This window comes from Actinosynnema sp. NPDC050436 (genome assembly GCF_040655415.1).
Lineage (GTDB): Bacteria > Actinomycetota > Actinomycetes > Mycobacteriales > Pseudonocardiaceae > Actinosynnema.
Genome location: NZ_JBFAJV010000002.1, coordinates 622,233 through 644,762, shown reverse-complemented (window position 1 = coordinate 644,762; position 22,530 = coordinate 622,233). Strand labels below are relative to the sequence as shown.

General features: G+C 73.8%; 18 protein-coding genes. 8 read left to right on the top strand and 10 right to left on the bottom strand.

The genetic code is table 11. From position 1 onward, the window contains the following. Window positions 1-136 precede the first annotated feature (136 nt). A complete protein-coding gene (locus AB0I60_RS07070; RefSeq protein WP_360726415.1) occupies window positions 137-979 on the bottom strand; it encodes an alpha/beta fold hydrolase in 843 nt (280 codons plus the stop codon). Between the two features lie 76 nt (window positions 980-1,055). On the opposite strand from AB0I60_RS07070, the gene AB0I60_RS07065 reads away from it, so the two are divergent. Further along, window positions 1,056-2,474 carry a wax ester/triacylglycerol synthase family O-acyltransferase gene (locus AB0I60_RS07065; protein WP_360726414.1) on the top strand — a complete coding sequence of 473 codons (1,419 nt, stop codon included), beginning with the start codon at window positions 1,056-1,058 and terminating at the stop codon, window positions 2,472-2,474. Here AB0I60_RS07065 and AB0I60_RS07060 read toward each other — a convergent pair. Then, window positions 2,447-3,307: a patatin-like phospholipase family protein gene (locus tag AB0I60_RS07060; RefSeq protein ID WP_360726412.1), complete on the bottom strand. Its 861-nt coding sequence runs from the start codon at window positions 3,305-3,307 to the stop codon at window positions 2,447-2,449. The genes AB0I60_RS07065 and AB0I60_RS07060 overlap by 28 nt on opposite strands. Beyond that, window positions 3,304-4,119, bottom strand: a complete 816-nt coding sequence (locus AB0I60_RS07055) for an alpha/beta hydrolase (RefSeq protein ID WP_360726410.1) — start codon at window positions 4,117-4,119, stop codon at window positions 3,304-3,306. The genes AB0I60_RS07060 and AB0I60_RS07055 overlap by 4 nt, the downstream gene beginning before the upstream one ends. A 57-nt stretch (window positions 4,120-4,176) precedes the next feature. Here AB0I60_RS07055 and AB0I60_RS07050 point away from each other — a divergent pair, with 57 nt between their 5' ends. Continuing rightward, on the top strand, window positions 4,177-4,989 hold the full coding sequence (locus AB0I60_RS07050; protein WP_360726409.1) for an AraC family transcriptional regulator: 813 nt from the start codon (window positions 4,177-4,179) through the stop codon (window positions 4,987-4,989). On the opposite strand, the gene AB0I60_RS07045 is transcribed toward AB0I60_RS07050, so the two are convergent. After that, complete coding sequence (locus AB0I60_RS07045) at window positions 4,958-5,767, bottom strand: LLM class flavin-dependent oxidoreductase (RefSeq protein WP_360726407.1); 810 nt, start codon at window positions 5,765-5,767, stop codon at window positions 4,958-4,960. The genes AB0I60_RS07050 and AB0I60_RS07045 overlap by 32 nt on opposite strands. A gap of 243 nt (window positions 5,768-6,010) precedes the next feature. Between AB0I60_RS07045 and AB0I60_RS07040 the strand changes: the two genes are divergently transcribed. Continuing rightward, entirely contained in the window at window positions 6,011-8,332 is a 2,322-nt protein-coding gene (locus tag AB0I60_RS07040) for a Tex family protein (protein WP_360726405.1), read from the top strand. A gap of 400 nt (window positions 8,333-8,732) precedes the next feature. Continuing rightward, window positions 8,733-11,549 (top strand): AAA family ATPase, encoded by a 2,817-nt coding sequence (locus AB0I60_RS07035; RefSeq protein ID WP_360726403.1) that lies wholly within the window; start codon window positions 8,733-8,735, stop codon window positions 11,547-11,549. Between the two features lie 82 nt (window positions 11,550-11,631). On the opposite strand, the gene AB0I60_RS07030 is transcribed toward AB0I60_RS07035, so the two are convergent. Together AB0I60_RS07030 and AB0I60_RS07025 are read right to left on the bottom strand one after the other, a co-directional pair. Then, on the bottom strand, window positions 11,632-12,123 hold the full coding sequence (locus tag AB0I60_RS07030; protein ID WP_360726401.1) for a LuxR C-terminal-related transcriptional regulator: 492 nt from the start codon (window positions 12,121-12,123) through the stop codon (window positions 11,632-11,634). 156 nt (window positions 12,124-12,279) lie between these two features. Next, window positions 12,280-12,747 carry a GNAT family N-acetyltransferase gene (locus AB0I60_RS07025; RefSeq protein WP_360726399.1) on the bottom strand — a complete coding sequence of 156 codons (468 nt, stop codon included), beginning with the start codon at window positions 12,745-12,747 and terminating at the stop codon, window positions 12,280-12,282. A 76-nt stretch (window positions 12,748-12,823) separates the two neighbouring features. Between AB0I60_RS07025 and AB0I60_RS07020 the strand changes: the two genes are divergently transcribed. Next, the gene (locus tag AB0I60_RS07020; RefSeq protein WP_360726397.1) at window positions 12,824-13,609 is read left to right on the top strand and encodes an enoyl-CoA hydratase/isomerase family protein; all 786 of its coding nucleotides are present in this window, start codon (window positions 12,824-12,826) and stop codon (window positions 13,607-13,609) included. A gap of 18 nt (window positions 13,610-13,627) precedes the next feature. On the opposite strand, the gene AB0I60_RS07015 is transcribed toward AB0I60_RS07020, so the two are convergent. Genes AB0I60_RS07015 through AB0I60_RS07005 form a run of 3 tightly spaced genes read right to left on the bottom strand, consistent with a single transcriptional unit; the run spans window position 13,628 to window position 18,040 of the window. Further along, on the bottom strand, window positions 13,628-15,163 hold the full coding sequence (locus tag AB0I60_RS07015) for a serine/threonine-protein kinase (protein WP_360726395.1): 1,536 nt from the start codon (window positions 15,161-15,163) through the stop codon (window positions 13,628-13,630). A 58-nt stretch (window positions 15,164-15,221) separates the two neighbouring features. After that, window positions 15,222-17,258, bottom strand: coding sequence for a glycosyltransferase (locus AB0I60_RS07010; protein WP_360726393.1), 2,037 nt, complete (start codon window positions 17,256-17,258; stop codon window positions 15,222-15,224). Between the two features lie 2 nt (window positions 17,259-17,260). Beyond that, window positions 17,261-18,040, bottom strand: a complete 780-nt coding sequence (locus tag AB0I60_RS07005; RefSeq protein ID WP_360726391.1) for a WecB/TagA/CpsF family glycosyltransferase — start codon at window positions 18,038-18,040, stop codon at window positions 17,261-17,263. 91 nt (window positions 18,041-18,131) lie between these two features. On the opposite strand from AB0I60_RS07005, the gene AB0I60_RS07000 reads away from it, so the two are divergent. The 3 genes from AB0I60_RS07000 (at window position 18,132) to AB0I60_RS06990 (ending at window position 20,920) form a co-directional block, all read left to right on the top strand. After that, on the top strand, window positions 18,132-19,364 hold the full coding sequence (locus AB0I60_RS07000; RefSeq protein WP_360726390.1) for an MFS transporter: 1,233 nt from the start codon (window positions 18,132-18,134) through the stop codon (window positions 19,362-19,364). A 65-nt stretch (window positions 19,365-19,429) separates the two neighbouring features. Next, window positions 19,430-20,062 (top strand): hypothetical protein, encoded by a 633-nt coding sequence (locus tag AB0I60_RS06995; RefSeq protein WP_360726389.1) that lies wholly within the window; start codon window positions 19,430-19,432, stop codon window positions 20,060-20,062. Window positions 20,063-20,074: 12 nt separating this feature from the next. Then, a complete protein-coding gene (locus AB0I60_RS06990) occupies window positions 20,075-20,920 on the top strand; it encodes a transporter substrate-binding domain-containing protein (protein WP_360726387.1) in 846 nt (281 codons plus the stop codon). 273 nt (window positions 20,921-21,193) lie between these two features. Here AB0I60_RS06990 and AB0I60_RS06985 read toward each other — a convergent pair whose 3' ends face one another. Continuing rightward, the gene (locus AB0I60_RS06985; protein WP_360726385.1) at window positions 21,194-22,519 is read right to left on the bottom strand and encodes a YncE family protein; all 1,326 of its coding nucleotides are present in this window, start codon (window positions 22,517-22,519) and stop codon (window positions 21,194-21,196) included. Window positions 22,520-22,530: the final 11 nt, after the last annotated feature.

Here is a 22,530-nt window from a genome sequence, read left to right as displayed (position 1 = left end):
CGCGAGCGTAGATCGGGACGGTCGCGGACGAGGTGGTGATCGGCCGGTGTCCACCGATTGGTGTGACGGTGCGCGGCGCATCGCGGCCGGCGGCGGCTCCGCACCTGACTGCGGAGTACACTGTGGACGGTACGGCTCAGCCGGTGGGGAACATCCGCGCCATGCCGGGCGGCGGCGTGAACGGCGACCACTCGCCGGTGGGCTGGGCGAGCCGGTCCGCGACCACCCACCACACCGTCGAGTTGTAGCCGTAGCCCAGGTGGCTGGAGGCGACCGCGACGTTCTCCCGGCGGGGGCCGGGCTCCTCCACGCAGGTCCGCCACGCCACGATGCCGTCCGACTTCGAGTACACCGAGGTCGCCGGGACCGGGATCGGCGGCCGGGTGTGCTCGGGCGGCGGCAGGTCCGCGCCCGCCACGTAGAACCGGGCGAGCAGCTGGTACACCGGGTTGACCCGGGTCTGCCGCAGGTCCCGCATCGCGTACGGGCTGCCGAGCGTGACGACCTGGCGGACCAGCCCGGGGTGCTCGCGGGCCAGCTCGCGGGCGAAGATGCCGCCGAGGCTCCAGCCGACCAGGCTGACCGGCCCGGCCGAGGCGAGGTCGAGCAGCAGCGCCCGCATCCCGCGCACGGCGCCGACCGACGGCCCGATGTTGCGCCCCAGGCCCCACCCGTGCACCGCGTACCCGAGGGTGACCAGGAACTTCCGGAGCATCCCGGTGGACCCGTCGGCGGCACCGAGACCGGGCAGGACCAGCACGGTGTGCCCGTCACCGCGGGGCGCGGCGCGCAGCAGCGACCGGGTCGCCGCGAACTGGCCGATGTCCACGACGGCGCGGGTCGGCTCGGTCAGGTACCACAGCAGGCCGGGTGCCGGCCCCGGCACGAGGTCCGGCACGGCGTGGTCCGGTTCCGGGACGTCCGGCAGTGCCGACATGGCCCCTCCCCCCGGCTCGTCGTCGAGTGCCCGCACGACCATGATGTTTCCTCGGAGGCGGGAGCACCAGTCCCGGGTGCGGCTCGACGCCCGCGAACCCGCGCAATACGGTCGGCCGATGGACCGCATGAACGCGATGGACGCCGGTTTCCTCTTCATCGAGGACGAGAACGCCCCCATGCACGTCGGCGCGGTCCTGGTGTTCGAGGGGCCCGCGCCGGCGTACGGGGACGTGCTGCGCCTGTTCACCGCGAAGCTCGGCGACGTCCCGCGCCACCGCCAGCGGGTGGTGTCGCCGCCGCTGCACCTGGGCCGGCCGGTGTGGGTGGACGACGAGCACTTCCGCGTCCTGCACCACGTGCGGCGCACCGCCCTCCCGTCGCCGGGCACCGACGACCGGTTGCGCGACCTGGCCGGGCGGATCTTCGCGCGCCAACTGGACCGGGCCAGGCCGCTGTGGGAGGTCTGGCTGGTGGAGGGCCTGGCCGGCGGCCGGTGGGCGCTCGTGGCCAAGCTCCACCACTGCATGGTCGACGGGGTGGCGGGCGCGGACCTGCTGGGGGTGGTGCTCGACCGGCGACCCGACGCCGAGGTGCCCGCGCCGGCCGCCTGGACGCCGCGCCCGGCCCCGTCGTCGTTGGACCTGGTGGTCGACGGCGTCCGGGACGCGGTGCTCGCCCCCGCCCGGCACGCGGCGGCGCTCCCGGCGCTGGCACGGCGGCTGCGCGCCGGCTCGGAGGTCGCCGACCTCGGGCGGGCCGTGCTGCGCAGCCTGCCCGGGACCGCCCGCCGGCTCGCGGTCGGCACGCCCCGGTCGTTGAACGGGCAGGTCGGCCCGCGCCGCAGGTGGCTGTGGGCGCGGGCCGGCCTGCCGGAGGTCAAGGCGATCCGGGAGGTGACCGGCGGTACCGCCAACGACATCGTCCTGGCCGCCGTCACCCGGGGTTTCCGCGACCTGCTCGGCGAGCGCGGCGAACTGGTGCCGGGCACGGTGGTCCGCACGATGGTCCCGGTGTCGGTGCGCTCGCGGGCCGAGCGGGGGCGGCTGACCAACCGGGTCGGCGCGGTCCTGGTCAACCTGCCGGTGGCCGAACCGGACCCGGTGCGGCGGGTGGCGGACCTGCGCGCCCAGCTGGACGAGCTGAAGGCGAGCGGGCAGGCCGCCGGCGCGGACGTGCTGACCGGCCTGGGCGACGCCGCCGCGCCCGCCCTGCTGGCGCTGGCCGGCCGCGCGGTGGCGCGCTTCCCGCAGCGGCTGCTCCAGACCGCGACCACGAACGTCCCCGGCCCGCGAGCGCCGCTGTACCTGCTGGGCCGCGAGCTGACCGACATCTACCCCTGGGTCCCGCTGGGCGCCTCGATCCGGACCAACGTGGGGATCTTCTCCTACCGGGACCGGATCACGTTCGGCATCAGCGCGGACCTCGACGGCGTGCCCGACGCCCAGGTCCTGGCGGACGGCATCCGCGCGGGCTTCGACGAGCTGACCGCCGCCACGACCGGGCGGTGTCAGCGCAGTCCCGAAGGGTGCCCGTAGAGGCCGGGGCCGGTCACCCTCAGCGCGTCGAGGAAGCGGGCGGACGCCTCGTAGGACGAGGCGACCAGCTCGGCGATGTGGTGGGAGTCCAGCGGTGTCACCGGTTGCACGGGCGGGCCCGGCAGGTAGAGCACCGGCACCGACGCCGAGGCCGGCTCGACCTCCAGCACGGCCTGGTTGCGCATCCCCGGCGTGGCGCGGAACAGCAGCGCCTCGGCGATGGCGGCCGGCACCGCCGGCAGGTGCCCCGGGAACGCGCAGTCCAGCAGGACCAACGACTTCGCGCCCATCGCCGGTGCCTGCCGGATGGGCACGTTGGCCGGCACGCTGCCGTCGTAGTGCACCAGCCCGTCGCGGTGCACGGGCGGGTGGACGCCCGGGATGGCGGCACTGGCCGGCACCGCCGACACCAGGTCGCCCGAGGTGAGGGTCACCGCCGCGCCGGCGACCGGCTCGACCTCGACCGCGCCGAACGGCAGCGCCAGGTCCGCGAAGTCGGCCGCGCCGTCGAGCCCGAACGCCACGACCTCCGCCGGCCCGGTGTTCGGGAACAGGTGCGTGCGGTGCTGCCGCAGCGTCCTGGCCTGCGTCAGCAGCCCACCGGGGAACACCCTCGACCGGGTCATCCGCTCCCAGACCCGACCGAGCCGGGTGAACGCGTGCGCCGGGTCGAGCGCGAGCAGGGCCCCGTTCACCGACCCGACCGACGTGCCCACGACCAGGTCCGGCGCGACCCCGTGCCCGGCCGGCGCGCGCAGCATCCCGACCTGGCCCGCGCCCAGGCTGCCCCCGCCACCCGGTACGAACCCGACCGGCTCCGGCAGCGCGATCACGCCCCGGACCGCGCCACGAACCGCGCCACGCGCCCGGCGGCGTCGAGCCGGTGCCCGCAGTCCCACACCTCGACCTCGGCGTGCGGCACCAGCTCGCGCATCCGCCGCGCCGCCCGTTCGGCGTCGTGCACGGGGCTGTGCCGCCCGAACAGGGCCAGCACGGGGACGCGCACCCCTCGCAACGCGTCCCCGTGCGGCACCTGCGGCGCGGGGCGGGCCCGGTACTCCCGGATGCCGGCCAGCACCAGCCGGTAGTCCTCGCCCGGCCCGGCCCAGCGCAGGAACCACTCCCACCCGCGCACGCGGGTGAACGCCGCCCGCCACAGCACGCCGAACCCGAACCCGACCGTCGTCGCGGTGGGGTCGAGCAGGCTCACCGACGCGATCCGCCCCGGCGCGTGCACGGCCGCCGCAGCGGCGTGCCACCCGCCCGTCGAGGCCCCCACCAGGTGCGCCCGCGCCACCCCCAGCCCGTGGACCACCTCGTCCACCCACCGCCCGCGATCGGCCGCGTCCCGGATCGGCGCGGTCTGCACGCTCAACCCCGGCTCCCCCAGCGTGTCGACGGCGTAGGCGGTGTGCCCGGCGGAGTACCGCGCGAGGTCCGCGCCCCACCCGGCCGCCGTCGCCGCCATGCCGGTCAGCAGCACCAGCGGCGCACCCGCCGCACCGAACCGGTAGACCCTGGTCGGCCCGAACGACGTCGGCACGTCGAGCTCCTCGTCCGGTCGCGGGCACCCCGCCCACACCTCCCGGTAGACCGCCCGGTAGCGCTGCTCGGCCTCCGCACTGGCGAACTCCCCCGTGTCCATGCCGGGAACCGTAGGGAACCGGAGACCCGGCGTATTGGACGAAAGTAAGGTGGCGGCATGGCCGACTGGTCGATCGTCGTGCCGCACGACCAGGTCGTGCGCGTCGAGCCGCTGGTGTTCGGGGCCCCGGCGGCCCCCGGCGTGCTCTCCTACAGCGCGCACGACAACGCGGGTGAAGCCCAGCACTGGACGGTCGCGCCGCTGGGTGCGGTGACCGTGATGCTCGACCTGGTCGTGCCCCACCGCCCCGGCCTGCCGTGGTCGCCCGTGAACGGCCTGCGCGACCGCCCGTTCACCGCGAGCCAGGAGGGTCGCGCGGTGGGCGTCACGGTCGGCCTGTCCCCGGCCGCCGCGTACGCCCTGTTCGGCCCGCTGCGGGAGTTGGCGAACGCGTCGGTGGGCCTGGCCGACCTCGCGCCGGACGCGCACCTGCTGGCCGAGCGGCTCGCCGGGCTGCCCACCCCGCAGGCCCGCTTCGCCGAGCTGGACCGGTACCTGACCGGCCGCGTCGTCGCCGGCCACCGGCCCGACCCGCAGGTGCGGCACGCGTGGCAGCGGCTGCACCGCAGCGGCGGCGCGGTGCGGATCGCGGACCTGGCCGACGAGGTGGGCTGGACCAGGCAGCACCTGCACACCCGGTTCAGCGCGCAGTTCGGCCTCGGCCCGAAGGGCGCGGCGCGGGTGCTGCGCCTGCACCGCGCGGTCGGCCTGCTGCACACCGCGCCGGCTGCGGCGGTCGCCGCCGCGTGCGGGTACGCCGACCAGTCGCACTTCAACCGCGACTACCGGGCCCTCACCGGCCTCCGGCCGTCCGACCGGTTCCGACCGCCGGGCCGGGTCACGCCGACCGGCGCGGCGGACCGGCGCTGATCCGGTCCCGGACCGCCTCCGGCGTGCTCTCCCAGTCGGACTCGACCCACCACGTCGCACCGGCCTGCGCCCAGGCGTCGAGGTCGACCGGGCCCACGCCCTCGGCGACCACGTCGTAGCCGTCCCACGGCAGGCCCTCGGCCTCGCGCAGCGCGCGCACCCGCCCGACGACCGCCGCGAGCTCGTCGGGATCGGCCGGGCCCCGCGCCTCGCCGTCGCCGACGATGTTGGGCAGCAGCCCGTCCCACTTCGCCGCCCGCCGCAGGGACACCTCGGACGGGTGCGCGCCGACCACCCACACCGGCACGCGCGGGCGCTGCACGGGCGGCGGCGGCAGGTAGAAGTCGGTGGGTTCGACCTGGTAGCGCTCGCCCTGGAAGGAGAACGGCTGCCCGCGCATCAGCCCGTCGTAGACGGCGAGGCCCTCCTCCAGCAGCAGCGCCCGTTCGGCCCGCCCCTGGTCGCGCTCGAACGCCGTCCAGCCGGGGTGCACCGCGCCCAGGCCGACCGCCAGCCGGACCCGCCCGCCGGACAGCCGGTCCAGCGTGCCGACCTTCGACGCCAGGTCCCACGGCTTGACCCGGGGCAGCGGCGTCAGCATGGTGCCGACGAGCAGCGTCGAGGTGCGCACCGCCGCCGCGGTGAGCGCGACCCAGGCGTCCACGCCCCACACCGACTCGGCCAGGAACACCCCGTCCCACCCGGCTTCCTCGGCGAGCACGGCGCACGACGCCACTTCGGGCGCGTCGAAGAACGGCAGCACGATCCCGCACAGCATGGCTGAACCCTGCCACACCCGGCCGTGGCGCACGTGCCGCCACACCGGAGAACCGACCACCACCGGCCAAGTCCACTGTGGACACAGCAGTGATCGGGTGCGTCCACTTGCGCCGCAGCCGTCACGCGGCACGTTCCGCCACGTGCGGGCCACCGGGTTCACCCGGAGGACCGAAACGCCGCCCGACCCGCGCATTCGCGCCCCTGCACCCCCGCACGGACGGCGTGCGGGCACAATGCCGGGGTGACCACAGCCATCCACCAGAGGATCGCCGACGAGCTGGGCGTGCGCGCCGGCCAGGTCGGAGCCGCCGTCGACCTGCTCGACGGGGGCTCCACCGTGCCGTTCATCGCCCGCTACCGCAAGGAGGCGACCGGCGCGCTGGACGACGCCCAGCTCCGCACGCTGGAAGAGCGGCTTGGCTACCTGCGCGAGCTGGAGGAGCGCCGCGCCTCGGTGCTCGACTCGATCCGGTCGCAGGGCAAGCTCGACGACGCGCTGGAAGCCTCGATCCTGGCCGCCGACTCCAAGGCCCGGCTCGAAGACCTCTACCTGCCCTACAAGCCCAAGCGCCGCACCAAGGCGCAGATCGCGCGCGAGCAGGGGCTCGAACCCCTCGCCGAAGGGTTGTTGAACGATCCTACGACCGACCCGCAGGAGGCCGCGCAGGCTTACCTGACCGAGGAGGTCGCGGACGTCGCCGCCGCGCTCCAGGGCGCGCGGGCCATCCTGGTCGAGCGCTTCGGCGAGGACGGCGACCTGATCGGCGAGCTGCGCGAGCGCATGTGGGGCATGGGCCAGGTCGCGGCCAAGGTGCGCGAGGGCAAGGAGGAGGAAGGCGCCAAGTTCGCCGACTACTTCGACTTCTCCGAGCCGTTCGCGAAGCTCCCGTCGCACCGCATCCTCGCGCTGCTGCGGGGCGAGAAGGAGGAGGTCCTCGACCTCCAACTGGAAGCGGGCGACGACGACGAGCCGACCGGCTACGAGGCGCGCATCGCGTCCCGCTTCGGCGTGGACGACCGGGGCCGCCCGGCCGACCGCTGGCTGGCCGACACCGTGCGCTGGGCCTGGCGCACCCGCATCCTGGTCCACCTGGGCATCGACCTGCGCACCCGGCTGCGCCAGTTCGCCGAGGACGAGGCCGTCAAGGTGTTCGCGTCCAACCTGCGCGACCTGCTGCTGGCCGCGCCCGCCGGCACCCGGGCCACGATGGGCCTGGACCCCGGTTTCCGGACCGGCGTGAAGGTGGCCGTGGTGGACGCGACCGGCAAGGTCGTCGCCACCGACACCGTCTTCCCGCACGTCCCGGCCAACCGCTGGGACGAGTCGATCGCCACGCTCGCCGCGCTGGCCGCCCGGCACGACGTCGAGCTGATCGCCATCGGCAACGGCACCGCCTCGCGGGAGACCGACAAGCTCGCCGGCGACCTGCTCAAGCGGCACGCCGACCTCAAGCTCACCAAGGTCGTGGTGTCCGAGGCGGGCGCGTCGGTGTACTCCGCGTCCGCGTTCGCCTCGGCCGAGCTGCCCGGCATGGACGTGTCGCTGCGCGGCGCGGTCAGCATCGCCCGCCGGTTGCAGGACCCGCTGGCCGAACTGGTCAAGATCGACCCGAAGTCCATCGGCGTCGGCCAGTACCAGCACGACCTGTCCGAGTCGAAGCTCTCCCGCTCGCTCGACGCCGTGGTCGAGGACTGCGTGAACGCGGTCGGCGTCGACCTGAACACCGCGTCCGCGCCGCTGCTGACCCGCGTCTCCGGCATCACCGCCGGCCTCGCGGAGAACATCGTGCAGCACCGCGACTCGCACGGCCCGTTCCGGTCCCGCACCGCGCTCAAGGACGTGCCCCGACTGGGCCCGAAGGCGTTCGAGCAGTGCGCGGGCTTCCTGCGCATCCCCAACGGCGACGACCCGCTGGACGCCTCCTCCGTGCACCCCGAGGCGTACCCGGTGGTGCGGCGCATCCAGCAGCACGCGAAGGCCGAGCTGATCGGCAACACGGCGGTGCTCAAGTCGTTGCGGCCGGCCGACTTCGTGGACGACAAGTTCGGCCTGCCCACCGTCACGGACATCCTGCGGGAGCTGGAGAAGCCGGGCCGCGACCCGCGACCCGCGTTCAAGACCGCGACCTTCGCGGACGGCGTGGAGAAGCTGGGCGACCTCAAGCCGGGCATGGTGCTGGAGGGCGTGGTGACGAACGTGGCCGCGTTCGGCGCGTTCGTCGACATCGGCGTCCACCAGGACGGCCTGGTGCACATCTCCGCGCTGTCCGACACCTACGTCAAGGACCCGAGGGACGTGGTCAAGTCCGGTGACGTGGTGCGGGTGAAGGTGCTGGAGGTCGACATCCCGCGCAAGCGGATCGGCCTGACGCTGCGGCTCCAGGACGAGCCGGGCCGCAAGGCCCCGCAGGACAACCGGCAGCAGCGCGGCGGCGGTGGCGGCGGCAACGGACGCCCCCGCCGGCAGCAGCAACGCCAGCAGCAGCGCCAGGAACGGCCGCCCGCCAACAACGCGATGGCCGAGGCCCTGCGCCGCGCCGGACTCGGCGGGGGCTCGGAGTAGCGACACCGCCGCCGCACGGGCGGCGCTCCGGAGCGACCTGACCGCTGCCGCGTCCCCCGGGACCCGGCAGCGGTCCGCTTTCCGGCGGCCCGGGGCGATCGTCCACTCCGGACTGCCCGCCCCCCGGGGGCCGCCGCACCCCGGCCGGCGGCTCTCCGGCCTGCCCTTCTTGGGCCCGATCACCTAGAATTGTGACCCGTCCCACGTTCCCTGACCGACGCCGGGAGGATCCGCAGCGCACCGGGAGACACCGCCCGGGGGCATCCCGCAGTGCCCTCCGGCTCCCGGCTGCGCCGAACGGAGCAACCCGACCCGTGCGCGGGGGTGTGAACGCGGGGGTGCTGTCCGTGAACGACCCGGGACCCACCACCCGGGCCGGCCGACGACCGGGAGTCTCCGCATGACACCACCGCGCACCAGTTCCCCCGTCCTCGTCGGCCGGGAGCAGGAGCTGGCCGCGCTGCTCGGCGTGGTCACCGCGCAGCCGTCCGTCGCGCTGGTGGAGGGTGAGGCGGGGGTCGGGAAGAGCCGGCTGGTACGCGAGCTGCTGCACCGCCCGGAGGTCGCCGCGCTGCGCGTGCTGACCGGCTTCTGCCAGCCGCTGCGCGAGCCGTTCCCCTACGGCGCGGTGCTGGACGCGCTGCGCACCGTGGGCGGGGCGCTCGGCCGGGCGGCGCTGAGCCCGGTGACCGGCGTGCTGCGCCCGCTGCTGCCCGAGCTGGCCGACCGGCTGCCCGAGCCGCCGCCCCGGCCCGAGGACCCCCGCCAGGAGCGGCACCACCTGTTCCGCGCGGTGCGCGAGGTGGTCGCCGCGCTCGGACCCGTCCTGCTGGTCGTGGAGGACCTGCACTGGGCCGACGACGGCTGCCGGCACCTGCTGCGGTTCCTGATGGCCGACCCGCCGGCGAACCTGACCGTCCTGGTGACCTACCGCCGCGAGGACGCGCCCGGCGGCATCCCGCTGGGCAGCGCCTACCGCCCGCCCGCCGGCGTGGCCGGCGCCGTCCTGGAGCTGGGCCCGCTCGACGTCGCGCAGGTGCACGACCTGGCCGCCGCGATCCTGGACGTGGACGGCGTGCCGGCCGAGTTCGCCGCGCGGCTGCACGAGCGGACCGCCGGCATCCCGTTCGTGGTGGAGGAGATGCTGCGCTCGCTGCGCGACCCCGACTGGCGGCTGCTGGACGAGGTCGAGGTGCCCGCCCTGCTGCGCGACGCCATGGCGGAGCGGCTGGACCGGCTGCCCACGACCGGCCGGCGGATCGCGCACGCCGCCGCCGTCCTGGGCGTGCCCGCGAGCGAGGAGCTGCTCGCCGAGGTCGGCGCGGTGGAGCCGGACCGGGCACGGGCCGCGCTGACCCACGCCCTGCACAGCGGCGTGCTGCACGAGACCGAAGAGGCCCGCTACGGGTACCGGCACTCGCTGGCGCAGCAGGCCGTCTACGACACGTTGACCGGGCCGGACCGGCAGCGCCTGCACCTGAGGGCGTTGGCGGCGCTGGAGAACGCGGTGCCCAGGCCGTTCATGCAGCTCGCCGAGCACAGCCTGCGGGCCGGGCGGCTGGCCGACTGGCTGCGGCACGGCGAGGCCGCCGCCGACCGGGCCCGCGAGGTGGGCGACTCGTCCACCGCGATCCGGTTGTTCCAGCGGCTGCTGGACGAGGCCACCCTGACACCGTCCGATGTGGACCGGCTGGCGGTGAAGCTGGGCCAGGTCGCGCGCGGTGGCGTCGACCAGCACGACCCGCGCACCACGCTGGAGTGGCTGCTCAACGACCGGCGGCTGTCCCGGGGGGCGCGCGGCGAGGTGCGGATGAACCTGGGATTCCTGCTGATCCGCCAGTTCGACAGCACCGTCCAGGCGCGCATCCAGCTCGACCAGGCGGTGGAGGAGCTGACCGACCGGCCGGACCTGGCGATGCAGGCGCGGGCCGTGCTGGGGCAGCCGTTCATCGGCAGCACGCCGGTCGCCGAGCACCTGCGGTGGATGCGCCTGGTCGACGCCTACGTCGAGCAGGTGGAGGACCCGGACGTCCGGTACTCGCTGATGGCCAACGAGCTGGGGTCGCGGCTGTCGATCGGCGACGTGTCGGTGGTGGCCGAGCTGGACCGGCTGCCCGCGACCTCACCCGACGTGGCGCTGCGCCGGCACCTGGCGCGGGCGTACTGCAACGTCGCCGACGCGGGCATGTTGGTCGGGCACTTCGAGCTGGCCCGCGACTCGCTGGCCCGGGGCCTGCGGCTGACCGTGGGCGCGGGGGTGCCGTTCACCGCGAGCACCGGCCAGTCGACCCAGATCCACCTGGACTGGCACTCCGGCAACTGGGGGTCGCTGGCGGCGCGCTCGACGCGGCTGCTGGAGGAGTACCGCGAGCTGCTGCCGGTGGCCAGCGAGGCGTCGCTCGTGCTGGGGTGCCTGGCGCTGGCGCGCGGCGACTGGGAGGCGGCGGAGCGGTTCCTGGCCGACAGCGGCGTGCGGTCGGTGGAGAACGCGATCACGCCCGTGGCGCTGAGCGGGTTCGCGGCGCTGTCCCGGCTGGCGTTCGAGCGCGGCAACCTGCCGCGCGCCTGCGCGGAGGCCGACCGGGGGCTGGACCTGCTGCGGCGCAAGGGCGTGTGGGCGTGGGCGGGCGAGCTGGCACCGGCCGCCGTGGAGGCGTACTGCGCGACCGGGCGGGTGGCCGACGCGGCGGCGCTGGTGGAGGAGCTGACCGCCGGCATCGCCGACCTGGACGCGCCGCTGGCGCACGTGGCGCTGAAGATCAGCCGGGCGCTGCTGGCCCTCGGCCGCGAGGAGGACGCCGGGTACCTGCTGCGGGACGCGCGGCGGGCGGCGGACGCGCTGGGCCTGGCCTACCAGTCGGCGCTGCTGTCCGAGCGGATCGCGTTGTGCGGCCTGGAGGGCGGGGACGACGCGGCGGTGGCGGCGCTGGGCGAGGTGGCCGACCGGTTCGACGCGCTGGGCGCGAGCCGGGACGCGGCCCGGTGCCGGCACCTGGTGCGCGGGGCGGGCGTGGCGACGCCGTCGCGGCGGGGGCGGCGCGGGTACGGCAACGCGCTCTCGCCCCGGGAGCAGGACGTGGCGCGGCTGCTGGCCCAGGGGCGCACGAACCGGGAGATCGCCGACGTGCTGTTCCTGTCGCCGCGCACCGTGGAGCAGCACGTGGCCCGGGTGCTGCGCAAGCTGAACGTGACGTCCCGGTCGGAGCTGCTGGCCTGACGCCGGCCGTGGCCGGCGGGACGTCGGGCGCGCGCGGGCGGGGTCCCGGCGGCGGGTGCCGTCGAGACCCCGGGTTGCCCGGTCACAGGTACGAGCGCTGGCCCCACGGCATCGCGGCGGCCAACTGGGCACGCCGGCCGATGTCGAGCTTGCGGTAGATGCGGGTGATGTGCAGCTCGACCGCCCGGGTGGACACCGAGAAGTGCTCGGCGATCTGCCGGTTGGTCATGCCCTCCAGCATCATCAGCGCGATCCGGTGCTCGTGCGGCGTCAGCGGCTCACGGGCCCGGGAGTCGGCGGTCTGGCCGTCGCGCGGGCGGACCATGCCCGGCACGCGCTCGCCCTCCGGGACACCCAGCAGCACGTGCCACTGGCGGATCCGCACCTCCGCGATCGACTGCGACCGCACGTACGGGTCGCCGCGCACGAGGTCGCGCGCCGCGGCCTCGTCGGGCACCTGGCAGATCAGCAGCACGCCGGAGCCGTCTGCCCACGGCCCGGTGCCGACCAGCACGCCCTGCTCGGCGAGCGGTCGCCAGTATTCGCGGTGGGCCAGATGAATGGATCTACGCACCTGCCGCGCATCACGAAATGTCAACTCAACGGCGAAAGCCACTGGACTGATCCCCATTTCATATCCGCGGCCGACTTTCGCCACATACTCAACTGGGGGCCTTATTCACTGTCAAGTGGGAGAGGTCACACGGGTGATGCCGAAACCTGATGACAGCTATAGCCGCTTTTCGAACCAGTGCTCCGCATAGCGGTCGTCGTTGAAGGGTGCTACCTCACGGTAACCGTGCCGGGCGTACAGCTTGCGGGCTTCGACCAGGTCAGAGCGGGTGTCCAGCCGAATGGACGAAGCACCAAATGAGACGGCGGCCCGCTCGACCGCCGCCAGCAGCGCTGCTCCACCACCCCGCCCGCGTGCGTCCGAATGGACGAACAGCCGTTTCAGCTCCGCTGTTCCCGGACTCACCATCCGGAACCCGACGCAGCCCCGCGCCCGGCCGTCGAGGTGCCCGACGAAGAACGCGACGAGGTCGTCGGTCGGGTCCTCGGCGATGGCCAGGTCCACCTCGCCGGGCGTCGCCGGGCGGCCGTAGTAGCGGGTGATGATGTCCGCCAGGTAGGTGCGCACCAGGGTCAGCGCCTCGGGCCCGTCGACCGGCGCGGGCCGGATGGTCCAGTGGGTCATCCGGCGATTCTGCCCCGCCGCCGGCCCCGTCGGACACCTCGTTCCGGCCTGCCGGGCGCGTGTAGAGTCGCGGCCCGTGGCAGCGCAACAGGTCCGCGTCGAGCGGGACGCGGCGGGTCTGGCCGTGCTCACCGTCGACGCTCCCCCGCTGAACCTCTACACCGCCGAGTTGCAGGACCTGTTGGACGAGGCCGTCGGCGACCTGGAGGACCGGCCCGCGCGGGCGCTGCTGGTCCGCGCCGAGGGCAAGGTGGTCAGCGGCGGCGTGGACGTGGCGCTGTTCGCCGCGCAGGGCTCGCGGGCGCGGGCGAAGGCGCTGTTCGACCAGATGCTGGACCTGCCGGAGCGGGTGGCCGCGCTGCCGTTCCCCACCGTGTTCGCCGCGCACGGGCTCTGCCTGACGTGGGCGTTCGAAGTCGCGGTCGCCTGCGACGTCCTGCTGGCCGCCGAACGGGCCGAGTTCGGTTTGGTGGAGAAGGTGATCGGGCTCACCCCGACCATGGGCGGCACGCAGCGGCTGGCCGCCCGCGCCGGCGTGGGGCGGGCCAAGGAGCTGGTGATGACCGGCGACCGCTACGGCGCGGCGGCGCTGGAGCGGTGGAACGTGGTCAACCGGGTGCTGCCCGACGACGGCTTCGACGACGCCGCGCTGCGGTTCGCCGCGACCCTGGCCGGCGGCCCGACGATGGCGCACGCCGCGACCAAGCAGGTGCTGGCGCACTACGAGCGCGGCGGCGTCGCCGAGGCCAACGAGCACATCACCTCCATCGCCGCCGACCTGTTCGAGACCGACGACCTCCGGCACGGCGTGCGCTCGTTCCTCGAAGACGGTCCGGGCCGGGCCACCTTCACCGGTCGCTGACCACCGGCCCCGGCCGCGCTACTTGGGGTCGTAGGCGGTGGGGGCGTACCAGGCCAGGGCGGACCGCACCTCGGCCACGTCCCGCTCACGCCGCTTGCGGTAGCGCTCGTGCGAGACCGGGTAGACCCGCACCCCGCCCTTGTGGGTCTGGAAGCTGCCGCGCCCCAACGTCTCCGGCACCTTCGCCGCACCGACCAGCCACACCGTCACCCACGGCCGCGCGCCCTGGCCGTCGACCTTGACCCGGGAGATCGCGTACCACGGCAGCCGGCGCTTCTCCTCGCCGCTGGACAGGGTCAGCCCGTCCGGTCCGATCTCGACGGCCAGCGGCCGGCGCAGCGCGTCGACCAGCAGCCGGACCGCCAGGAGAAGGAACACCACGAACGCGATGCCGGCGGCCACCCGGACGCCGGCCGCCGCCTGGGACGACCGGTCCGCGATCAGGCCGCACAGGGCGGCGGCGGACCCGTGCGCGGCCATCCACCCCAGCCCGACGACCCGTGACGTGCGGAACCGCGCACCGCTCTTGGGCAGCGGCGGCGTGTAGGGCCGGATCGGTCCGCCGGGCGCCACCCGGACCGGGGCGGCGGACGGCGCGGGTGCCGGCGGCGGGTCCTCCACGAGCAGCCTGGTCGGCGGCTTGCGCTCCTCGGCGAGCAGCCGGGTGGGCGGCTTGGCGGGCAGCTCCCGCAGCTCGGTGTGCCGCTGCTCGACCAGCGTGCGGACCTGGGCGGGCAGCCACGACGGCTCCGTGGACGGCGGCCCGATCAGCTCCAGCAGCCGGGCCGGGGTCGGCCGGTTCGCCGGGTCGCGGACCAGGCACGGCACGATCAGCGGCACCAGGCCGGGCGGCACGCGGGTCAGGTCCGGCTCCTGGTGCACGACCCGGTAGACCAGGGCGGACGTCGCGCCCTCGCCGAACGGGCCGGCCCCGGTCGCGGCGAACACCAGCACCGAGCCGAGGGCGAAGACGTCGCTGTGCGGGCCGATCGCCGACCCGACGACCTGTTCGGGCGAGAGGTAGCCGGGGGTGCCGAACACGATCCCGGCCTCGGTCAGCGCCGAGTGCTCCAGCGCCCGCGCGATGCCGAAGTCGATGACCCGGGGGCCGTCGTTGGCCAGCAGCACGTTGGACGGCTTGAGGTCGCGGTGGACCAGGCCCGCGCCGTGGATCGCGGCCAGCGCCTCGGCCAGCCCGCCGGCGAGCCGCCGCACGGCCCGCTCGGGCAGCGGCCCGAAGTCCTGCACGGCCTGCTGGAGGGTCGGACCGGGCACGTACTCGGTGGCCATCCACGGCCGGTCGGCGTCCGGGTCCGCGCCGACCACGGTGGCCGTCCAGAACCCGCCGACGGACCGGGCCATCTCGACTTCCCGGCGGAACCGCTCGCGGAACTGCGGGTTGTCGGCGAGCTCGGCCCGCGCGACCTTGACCGCGACCGGACGGCCGCCGGGTGACCGGGCGAGGTACACCGAACCCATCGCCCCGCGACCCAGGGCGGCGAGCAACGTGAAGTCGCCGATCCGCGGTGGGGCGTTAGGAGGGAGAGGTTGCACGACACCCACACTAGAGGCGTCGGCAGCCGACGTCGGGAAGACGGGTAGTTCTACTCGGTCACCCTTCGGCCAAGGCGACCAGTTCGGCCGCCCGGGAGTGCCACGAGAACCGGGTCACCGAGGCACGCAGCGCGGACGCCGGGCGCAGCCCTCCCTCGGACAGGGTGCGCCGCACCGCGTCCACGAACTCGGCGTGGCCGGTGGTCGCGCGCACCCGGTCGGTGTAGGTCGCCAGCTCGGCGAAGTCCGTGCTGACCACCGGCAGGCCCAGGGCCAGGTACTCCTTGAGCTTGATCGGGTTGGAGTGCTTGATCCAGTTGTTGTCCTGCCACGGCATGATGGCCACGTCGAACGCCGAGCCGTAGGCGGGGATGGAGTCGTAGGGGCGGAAGCCCAGCCAGTGCACGTTGGGATACTCGTCGAAGCGCCCCATCGGGTGGGTGGCGTCGCCGATGAGCACCAGGGACGCCGAGGGCAGCTCGGCGGCGAGCCGTTCCAGCAGGTCGAAGTCGACCACGAAGTCGTCCAGCGCGCCGAAGAACCCGATCCTCGGGCCGTCGACCGCGCGGATGTCGTCCGGCCACTCGAACTCCGGGCGGGCGGTGAAGTGGTCGACGTCCACGCCGTGGTCCAGGAAGTGGGCCCGGTCGCCGGTGCGCGGGCGCTCCTCGTCCATCAGCGCGTGGCTGACGTAGACGACGTGGTCGGCGTGCGCGAGCAGCTCGTGCTCCAGGGCCTCGATGGACGCGCGGTCGGCCTCCGGGAAGTCCGAGTGCCGGTCCGAGCGGTTGAACACGAGGCTGTGCTTGCGCATCGGCGCGACGACGTCCCACGCGGTCGGGATGGTGACCATGATCACGGGGGTGCGCATCCGCAGCGCGGTGGCGACGAGCCTGACCTGCGCGCGCACCAGGACGGCGTTGACCTTGCGCAGGAACGGCGAGCCGTAGAAGGGCAGCGGCAGCGGCGACATCACGTAGAAGTTCGGCAGCGGCTTGCGGACGAACTTGGCCACGCTGCGGAGCTTGCGCAGGATGCGCCGCGCCACGTGCGTGCTGTTGCCGGGGGTGGGCATCCGCATCCCGATGCTGTTGACCACCAGCACCCTGCGGTGCGCGGCGACCGACCTCATGAGCTGGAAGTCCGAGTGCGCCCGGTTGTGGTACCACCAGTCCTGGGCGGAGAAGCAGATCCAGCCGTGGTCACCGCCCGGTCGCGCGGGCCAGCGCCGCCACCGCAGCAGGTCGCCGAGGGCCTTGCGGTGCTTGGGTCCGCGCGGCGCGCGCAGCAGTTCGTTGAGCAGCACGGCCCACCACATCGCGAACGCGGCGAGGCGGCCGTGGCGCTCCCGGACCATCCGCACGCGGTTGGTGGTGGCCATGGACCACAGGACGGGTGAGGTGGACTGCTCGCCACCCAGGTGGACGGCCCGCGAGCGCGGCTCGTAGCGGATGCCGAACCCGCGCCGGCCGGCGCGCAGCATGTACTCGGTCTCCTCGGAGTAGAGGAAGTACCGCTCCTCCAGCGTGCCGGTGATCTCCCGGCACCGCCGGGAGATCAGCCAGGCGGCACCGGTCACCCAGTCCGCGCGGCCGGTGCTCCCGTAGGCGCGCTGGTCCACGACGACTTCGCCCAGCGGCGCGACCCGGCCGGCGCGCGGGCCGCCGAGCAGGGCCTCGCCCAGGGCGCGCAGCGGGGTGGGCGCGCGGCGCAGCGAGAACTGCTGCGTGCCGTCCGCGTTGAGCAGCCGGGGCGCGGCGATGCCGACGCCGGGCTGGACGAGCGCGTCGAGCAGCGGCCCGATCGCGTCCGGTTCGAGCCGGATGTCCGGGTTGAGCACGAGGACGTCGCAGTCGGGCGCGGCGGCGAACCCCGCGTTCACCCCGGCCGCGAACCCGTCGTTGGCGGTCCTGGCCACGATCTGCGCGTCCGGCGCGGTGCGGGCCACGACGTCCAGGGTGTCGTCGGTGGACGCGTTGTCCACGACGACCACCCGTGCGTCCGGAATGGACTTGAGGGCGACGGCGACCGACTCCAGGCACTCCTGGACGACGTCGGCGCTGTGGTAGGTCACGATGACCACGGCGAGCGGCACGGTCACTTCTCCCGGGTGAAGCGGGTGCGGAGCGCGGAGAACAGCAGGCGGAACGCGAAGGGCAGGTCGTCGCGCAGGTAGCGCTTGGCCAGCCGGCGTGGTTCGAGGGCGAGCCGGTGCAGCCACTCGGCGCCCATCTTCTGCACCACGCCGGACGCGCGGCGGAACTCCCCCGCCGCCATCGGGATGCCGGCACCGCAGCCGACGAACCACGCCTCGGGCAGCTCCGCGCGCAGCAGCGCGATCAGCCGCTCCTGCTTGGGGAAACCGAGGCCGACCAGCACCAGGTCCGGTTTGGCCTCCACCACCCGGGCCACCGCCTCGGCGGTCGCGGCGGGGTCGGCGTCGAACCCGAACGCGGGCGAGTCCGTGCCCGCCACCCGCAGACCGGGGTTCTGCCCGACGAGCACGCCGGCGGCCTTCTCCGGGACGCCCGGGTTGCCGCCGAGCAGGTAGACCGAGCGGCCCGCGCGCGCGGCGGCGGCCGACAGCGTGAACACCAGCGACGAGCCGGTCACGCGCTCCGGGACGGCGACGCCCGCCAGCCGGCCCGCCCACACCACGGGCATCCCGTCGGCGACCACCACCTCGGAGCGGGCGACCAGCGCGGCCAGGTCCGGCGAGCGGGTCGCGGCCCGGACGATGTCCACGTTCGCGGTGACGATCGCGCCGCCCTCGCCGCGCTCCCACGCCCGCGCGACGTGCTCGGCGACGCCGACCTCGGTGACGGACCACACGTCGACGGCACCCACCCGGACCACGGGCGGAGGGATCTGCGGCATACCCGCGTCATCGGGTTCCGGGTGGTCCCCGTTACCCGGTGCGCGGTGTGATCGACAACGCCACGTCCACCTGCCGTAACGACTACCGCCGGTGACCGATATCGAAGTCATGTACGTCGCGTCCAGCAGGCCGTCCGAACGGGTCAAGGGCAAGGTGCCCGGCACCGTCATAGCGCTCGGCACGGTGAGCCTGCTCACGGACGTCTCGGCCGAGATGGTGACCGCCTTCATGCCGGTCTACCTGCTGTTCACCCTTCAAATGGGCTACGCGCAGTTCGGCATCCTCGACGGGCTCTACACCGGCGCGACGGCGGTGCTCCGACTGGTGGGCGGCCACCTCTCCGACCGGACGCACCGGCACAAGGCGGTGGCCGCCGTCGGTTACGGGCTGTCCGCGATCACCAAGTTCGCCTTCCCGGCCGTCGGCGCGAACGCGTTCGGCATCGGCGCGACGATGGCCGCCGACCGCGCGGGCAAGGGGCTGCGCACCGCGCCCCGGGACGCGCTGATCTCGCTGGCCACGCCGCCGGACCGGCTGGGCGCGGCGTTCGGCGTGCACCGCAGCATGGACACGGTCGGCGCGCTGCTCGGGCCGCTGGTGACGTTCCTGCTGCTGGCCAACATCGGCATCGTGGCCGGCCCGGTGTTCGTGGTGAGCGCGTGCTTCGCGCTGGTCGGGCTGATCGTGCTGATCGCGTTCGTGCGGGAGAACCGGGCCGAGGCCAAGACCGGGCCCAAGCCGTCGATCAAGGCCGGGTTGGCGCTGCTCAAGGACACCGAGTACCGGCGGGTGACGATCGCGGCGGCGGTGCTCGGCCTGGCCACGCTGTCCGACGCGTTCGTGTTCATCCTGGTGCAGAAGGCGACCGACGTGTCGCTGGCGGCGCTGCCGCTGATGCCGCTGGGCACCGCGCTGGTGTTCCTCGTCGCGGCCGGCCCGGTCGGGCGGCTCGCGGACCGGATCGGCCGCTGGCAGGTCTTCCTCGGCGGCCACGTGCTGCTGCTCGCGGTGTACGTGCTGCTGCTCGCGCCGGGCACGGGCTACTTCGGCGTCGGCGTCGCACTCCTGCTGCACGGCCTCTTCTATTCGTGCACGGATGGCGTACTTTCCGCCCGGGTGAGCACCCTCGTCCCCGAATCTTTGCGGGCTTCGGGCCTTTCCGTAGTCCAGACGGGTCAGGCCCTCACCCGATTGGTGTCATCGGTCGGATTCGGATTCCTGCTCCAGTACGTCGCGTTCGGCACCGCCGTGTACGCCGCGATCGGCGCATTGGCGCTCTGCGTCGTGCTGGCTTGGCGAATGTCGCTGAACCGACCGCGCTGAACCGTTATCGTGTCGCCCAACAACGGAGCGATCCGGAGCGGCCCTTGAAACGTCCGTGGTGGGCAGTGCAACTGCTGTGGGCAGTGCCGCTGCTGCTGGGTGTCTCGTGCTTCGTGGTCTGGCTGCTGCTGCTGGGCAACAAGGGCCAGGGCATCGCCGACGCGGTGTCGTTGCTGGTCGGCACCACGTCGCTGGTGGTGACGGTGTTCGGCCTCCAGCACTCCACCGCCCGCAAGAAGGCGGAGCGGCAGCGCAAACCACTGCCCCGCTGGGCGTTCGCCGCCCTCGGCGCGGTGATCGGCGCACTCGGCGGCGCGTTCTTCTGGTTCGTCGTGGTGAAACCCGACGTGCCGGTGACCGACCTGGTCGACATCTCCAACGGCGCCCGGATGAAGGACGGCGAGCAGGCGTCCTTCCCGGTGCCCGGCCGCCCACCCGAGCGCCGCTACCTGTACTTCGTGCCGTCGCTGGTCAACCACGAGCCGGTGGGCGACTGCGTCGGCTCCGCGCGCCTGACCGTGACGCTGGTCCGCGACGGCCGCAAGGACCCGCCCCGCGAGGAGCAGTTCCCGGGCCGGGAGATCCGCCTGGACCTCGACGACACCAACCGCGAGGCGCGGGTGCTGCTCGCGCTGTCCGTGCCCGACCCGTCCTGCGTGGTGGACCTCGGCGTCACCGAGGCCGTGCTCTACAACTGAGGAGGACCCCGGATGTCCCGCCGCCGCATCACCGCCGTGCTCACCGCGGCCATCGCGCTGGCCGCGTGCCAGGGCCCGGGTCCCGACCGACGCCCCACCTCCAGCAGCCAGAGCACCCTGCTGCCCTCGGTGAACGTGGGCGTCGGCACCGACATCCCGGGCCTGGGCCTGCTCAACCCGGACACCCACGACCGACGCGGCTTCGACGTCGACCTCTACCGCTGGCTGGGCAACAACACCGAGCCGAGGTTCGTGCCGGTCGAGGTGGACGTGCTGATCGCCGACCGCGTCAACGCCCTGGCACTGGGCCGCGTGCAGCTCGTCGTGCACACGTTCTCGATGACCGACGAGAGGCGCGGGAAGATCGGCTTCGCCGGCCCGTACCTGGTCTCGCAACAGGGTTTCCTGGTCCGCGACGGCGAGGGTTTCGAGGTCACCTCGATGGAGGACCTGACCGGGAAGACCGTGTGCAGCCAGGCAGGCAGCACCTCCTACAACCAGCTCACCACCGGCGCCCTGAAGAACAAGGTGACCACGACCAGCGAAGTCGGCACCCGCCAGTGCGTGGACCGCTTGCTGCGCAAGGAGGTCGACGCCGCGTCGACCGACCAGATCATCCTGAGGGGCTTCGCCAGCCAGGACCCCCGCCTGAAGGTGGCGAAGTGGGCCTTCGGCGCGAAGGAGCGCTACGGAGTGGGACTCCCCAAGGGCGACCGCGCACTGTGCGAGCAGATCACCCAGGGCATCAAGGACTTCATCATCAACGGAGCCTGGGACCAGTTCTTCCGCGCGAACTTCGGCGACCTCTCCTCAGAAGGCTACCGCCCGAACCCCAACCAACTAGACCCCTGCCCGTAGCCACCCACACCCCAAACCCACCCGCACTCGCCCGAACACACTTCACCCACCAAGTCGTGTCATCCCCGTGTGGCCCGCGCGCCAGCGAACCGCGCTTGAGTAAGTAGTGCAAGCACGCCCTTCGCTTGCACTACCCACTCAAGGGTGGTTGTCTCCGACCGGGCCACACGGGGATGACACGACGACCCGCACTTCCGTCATCCTTGGCGGCTCGCCCGTCCGGCGAGGACGCTTTTCACTCTCCCCCGCCTTCCCGCACCCGGCCCTGCACCCCTACAACAACCCGATCCACCCATGCGCACGCGACGCCCCATGCGCACCATCCCCGGGATGGGCAGCCGTGAATCCCTGGAGCAACGTAGCCACGCCCACCAACAACGGCACATCGGCAGAGCACGAAGCCCGCCCCGCAGAGTTGGTGACCGCCGTGCACAACGGATGGCCCTTCACCGTCCGGAACGCGACCGCCACGCCCACCACCGGCCTCCCGGTGTGCGACTCGGTCAGCGTCGCGCTCATGCCCCGCACGGTGAACCCGAGCAACCGCGGTTGCAGCGTCGCGCGGCCCGCCACCAACTTCGTCGGCGCCGGCGGCACGGCGTGGATCGCCACCCCGACCGGGTTGGTGCCGACCGCGACCGTGTTCACCACGGCCAACGTCGCGGTGTCCACCACCGACACCGTGTTGCTGCCGAAGTTCGTCACGTAAGCCCTGCCGCCGTCCGGCGTGAGCGCGACGCCGATCGGCCGGTTGCCCACCGGGATCGCGGCGACCGGGGCCAGGCCCGGGACGTCCAGCACGGACAGCGTGTGCCCTTCGCTGTTCGTCACGAACGCCCGGCCGCCGTCCGGTGAGACCGCGACGCCGTGCGGGATGAAGCCGACCGGGATGGTGCCGATCACCGCGTTCGTGGCGACCGAGACCACGGCGACGTTGTTCGAGAACTTGTTAACCACCAGCAGCTTCGCGCCGTCCGGTGTGACCGCCACAGCAGTCGGCGTGTTGCCGGTGGGGATCTCGGCGACCTCGGTGTTGGTCGCGGTGTCGACCACGGACACCGTGCCGGGGCCGACCACGTCGTGCGCGACGTAGAGCCGGGACCCGTCCGGGGTCAGCGCGACACCGTCCGCGTTCGGGCCCACCGGGATGGTCTCGGTGGTGGTCGACGTCGCCGCGTCCACCACGGACACCGTGCCCGCGCGGTAGTTCGAGACGTACACGTGGCCACCGCTGGGCGACACCACCACCCCTGCCGGACCGTCCCCGACCGGCACCGCCGCGTCCACCGTGTTGGTGGGCGTGTCGATCACCGTCAGCGTGTTGTCGCGGACGTTGGTCACGTACCCGCGCGCGCCGTCGAACGCGACGCCCACGCCGTACGGGGAGCCGCCCTGCGAGTCCGACAGCGCGCTGGTGACGGAATCGGTCGCCGTGTCGAGCACGGACACCCCGCCGCCGTTGTTGGCGACATAGCCGAGCACCCGAACGGGCGCAGCGACCGCCGACCCGGCGGGGGCGAGCAACAACGCCGCGCCCAGCGCAGCCGCGCCGCCAAGCGCGGCCGTTCGGCGGAACACCCTGCGTCGGTTCACGGGCATCAGGCGACCTC

What these genes read in the sequence shown, in the direction of transcription:
- AB0I60_RS07050 (WP_360726409.1), top strand. Translation starts at nt 4,177, where the DNA reads ATGGCCGACTGGTCGATCGTCGTGCCGCACGACCAGGTCGTGCGCGTC.
- AB0I60_RS06990 (WP_360726387.1), top strand. Translation starts at nt 20,075, where the DNA reads ATGTCCCGCCGCCGCATCACCGCCGTGCTCACCGCGGCCATCGCGCTG.
- AB0I60_RS07035 (WP_360726403.1), top strand. Translation starts at nt 8,733, where the DNA reads ATGACACCACCGCGCACCAGTTCCCCCGTCCTCGTCGGCCGGGAGCAG.
- AB0I60_RS07005 (WP_360726391.1), bottom strand. Translation starts at nt 18,040, where the DNA reads ATGCCGCAGATCCCTCCGCCCGTGGTCCGGGTGGGTGCCGTCGACGTG.
- AB0I60_RS06985 (WP_360726385.1), bottom strand. Translation starts at nt 22,519, where the DNA reads ATGCCCGTGAACCGACGCAGGGTGTTCCGCCGAACGGCCGCGCTTGGC.
- AB0I60_RS07065 (WP_360726414.1), top strand. Translation starts at nt 1,056, where the DNA reads ATGGACCGCATGAACGCGATGGACGCCGGTTTCCTCTTCATCGAGGAC.
- AB0I60_RS07045 (WP_360726407.1), bottom strand. Translation starts at nt 5,767, where the DNA reads ATGCTGTGCGGGATCGTGCTGCCGTTCTTCGACGCGCCCGAAGTGGCG.
- AB0I60_RS07025 (WP_360726399.1), bottom strand. Translation starts at nt 12,747, where the DNA reads ATGACCCACTGGACCATCCGGCCCGCGCCGGTCGACGGGCCCGAGGCG.
- AB0I60_RS07070 (WP_360726415.1), bottom strand. Translation starts at nt 979, where the DNA reads ATGGTCGTGCGGGCACTCGACGACGAGCCGGGGGGAGGGGCCATGTCG.
- AB0I60_RS07055 (WP_360726410.1), bottom strand. Translation starts at nt 4,119, where the DNA reads ATGGACACGGGGGAGTTCGCCAGTGCGGAGGCCGAGCAGCGCTACCGG.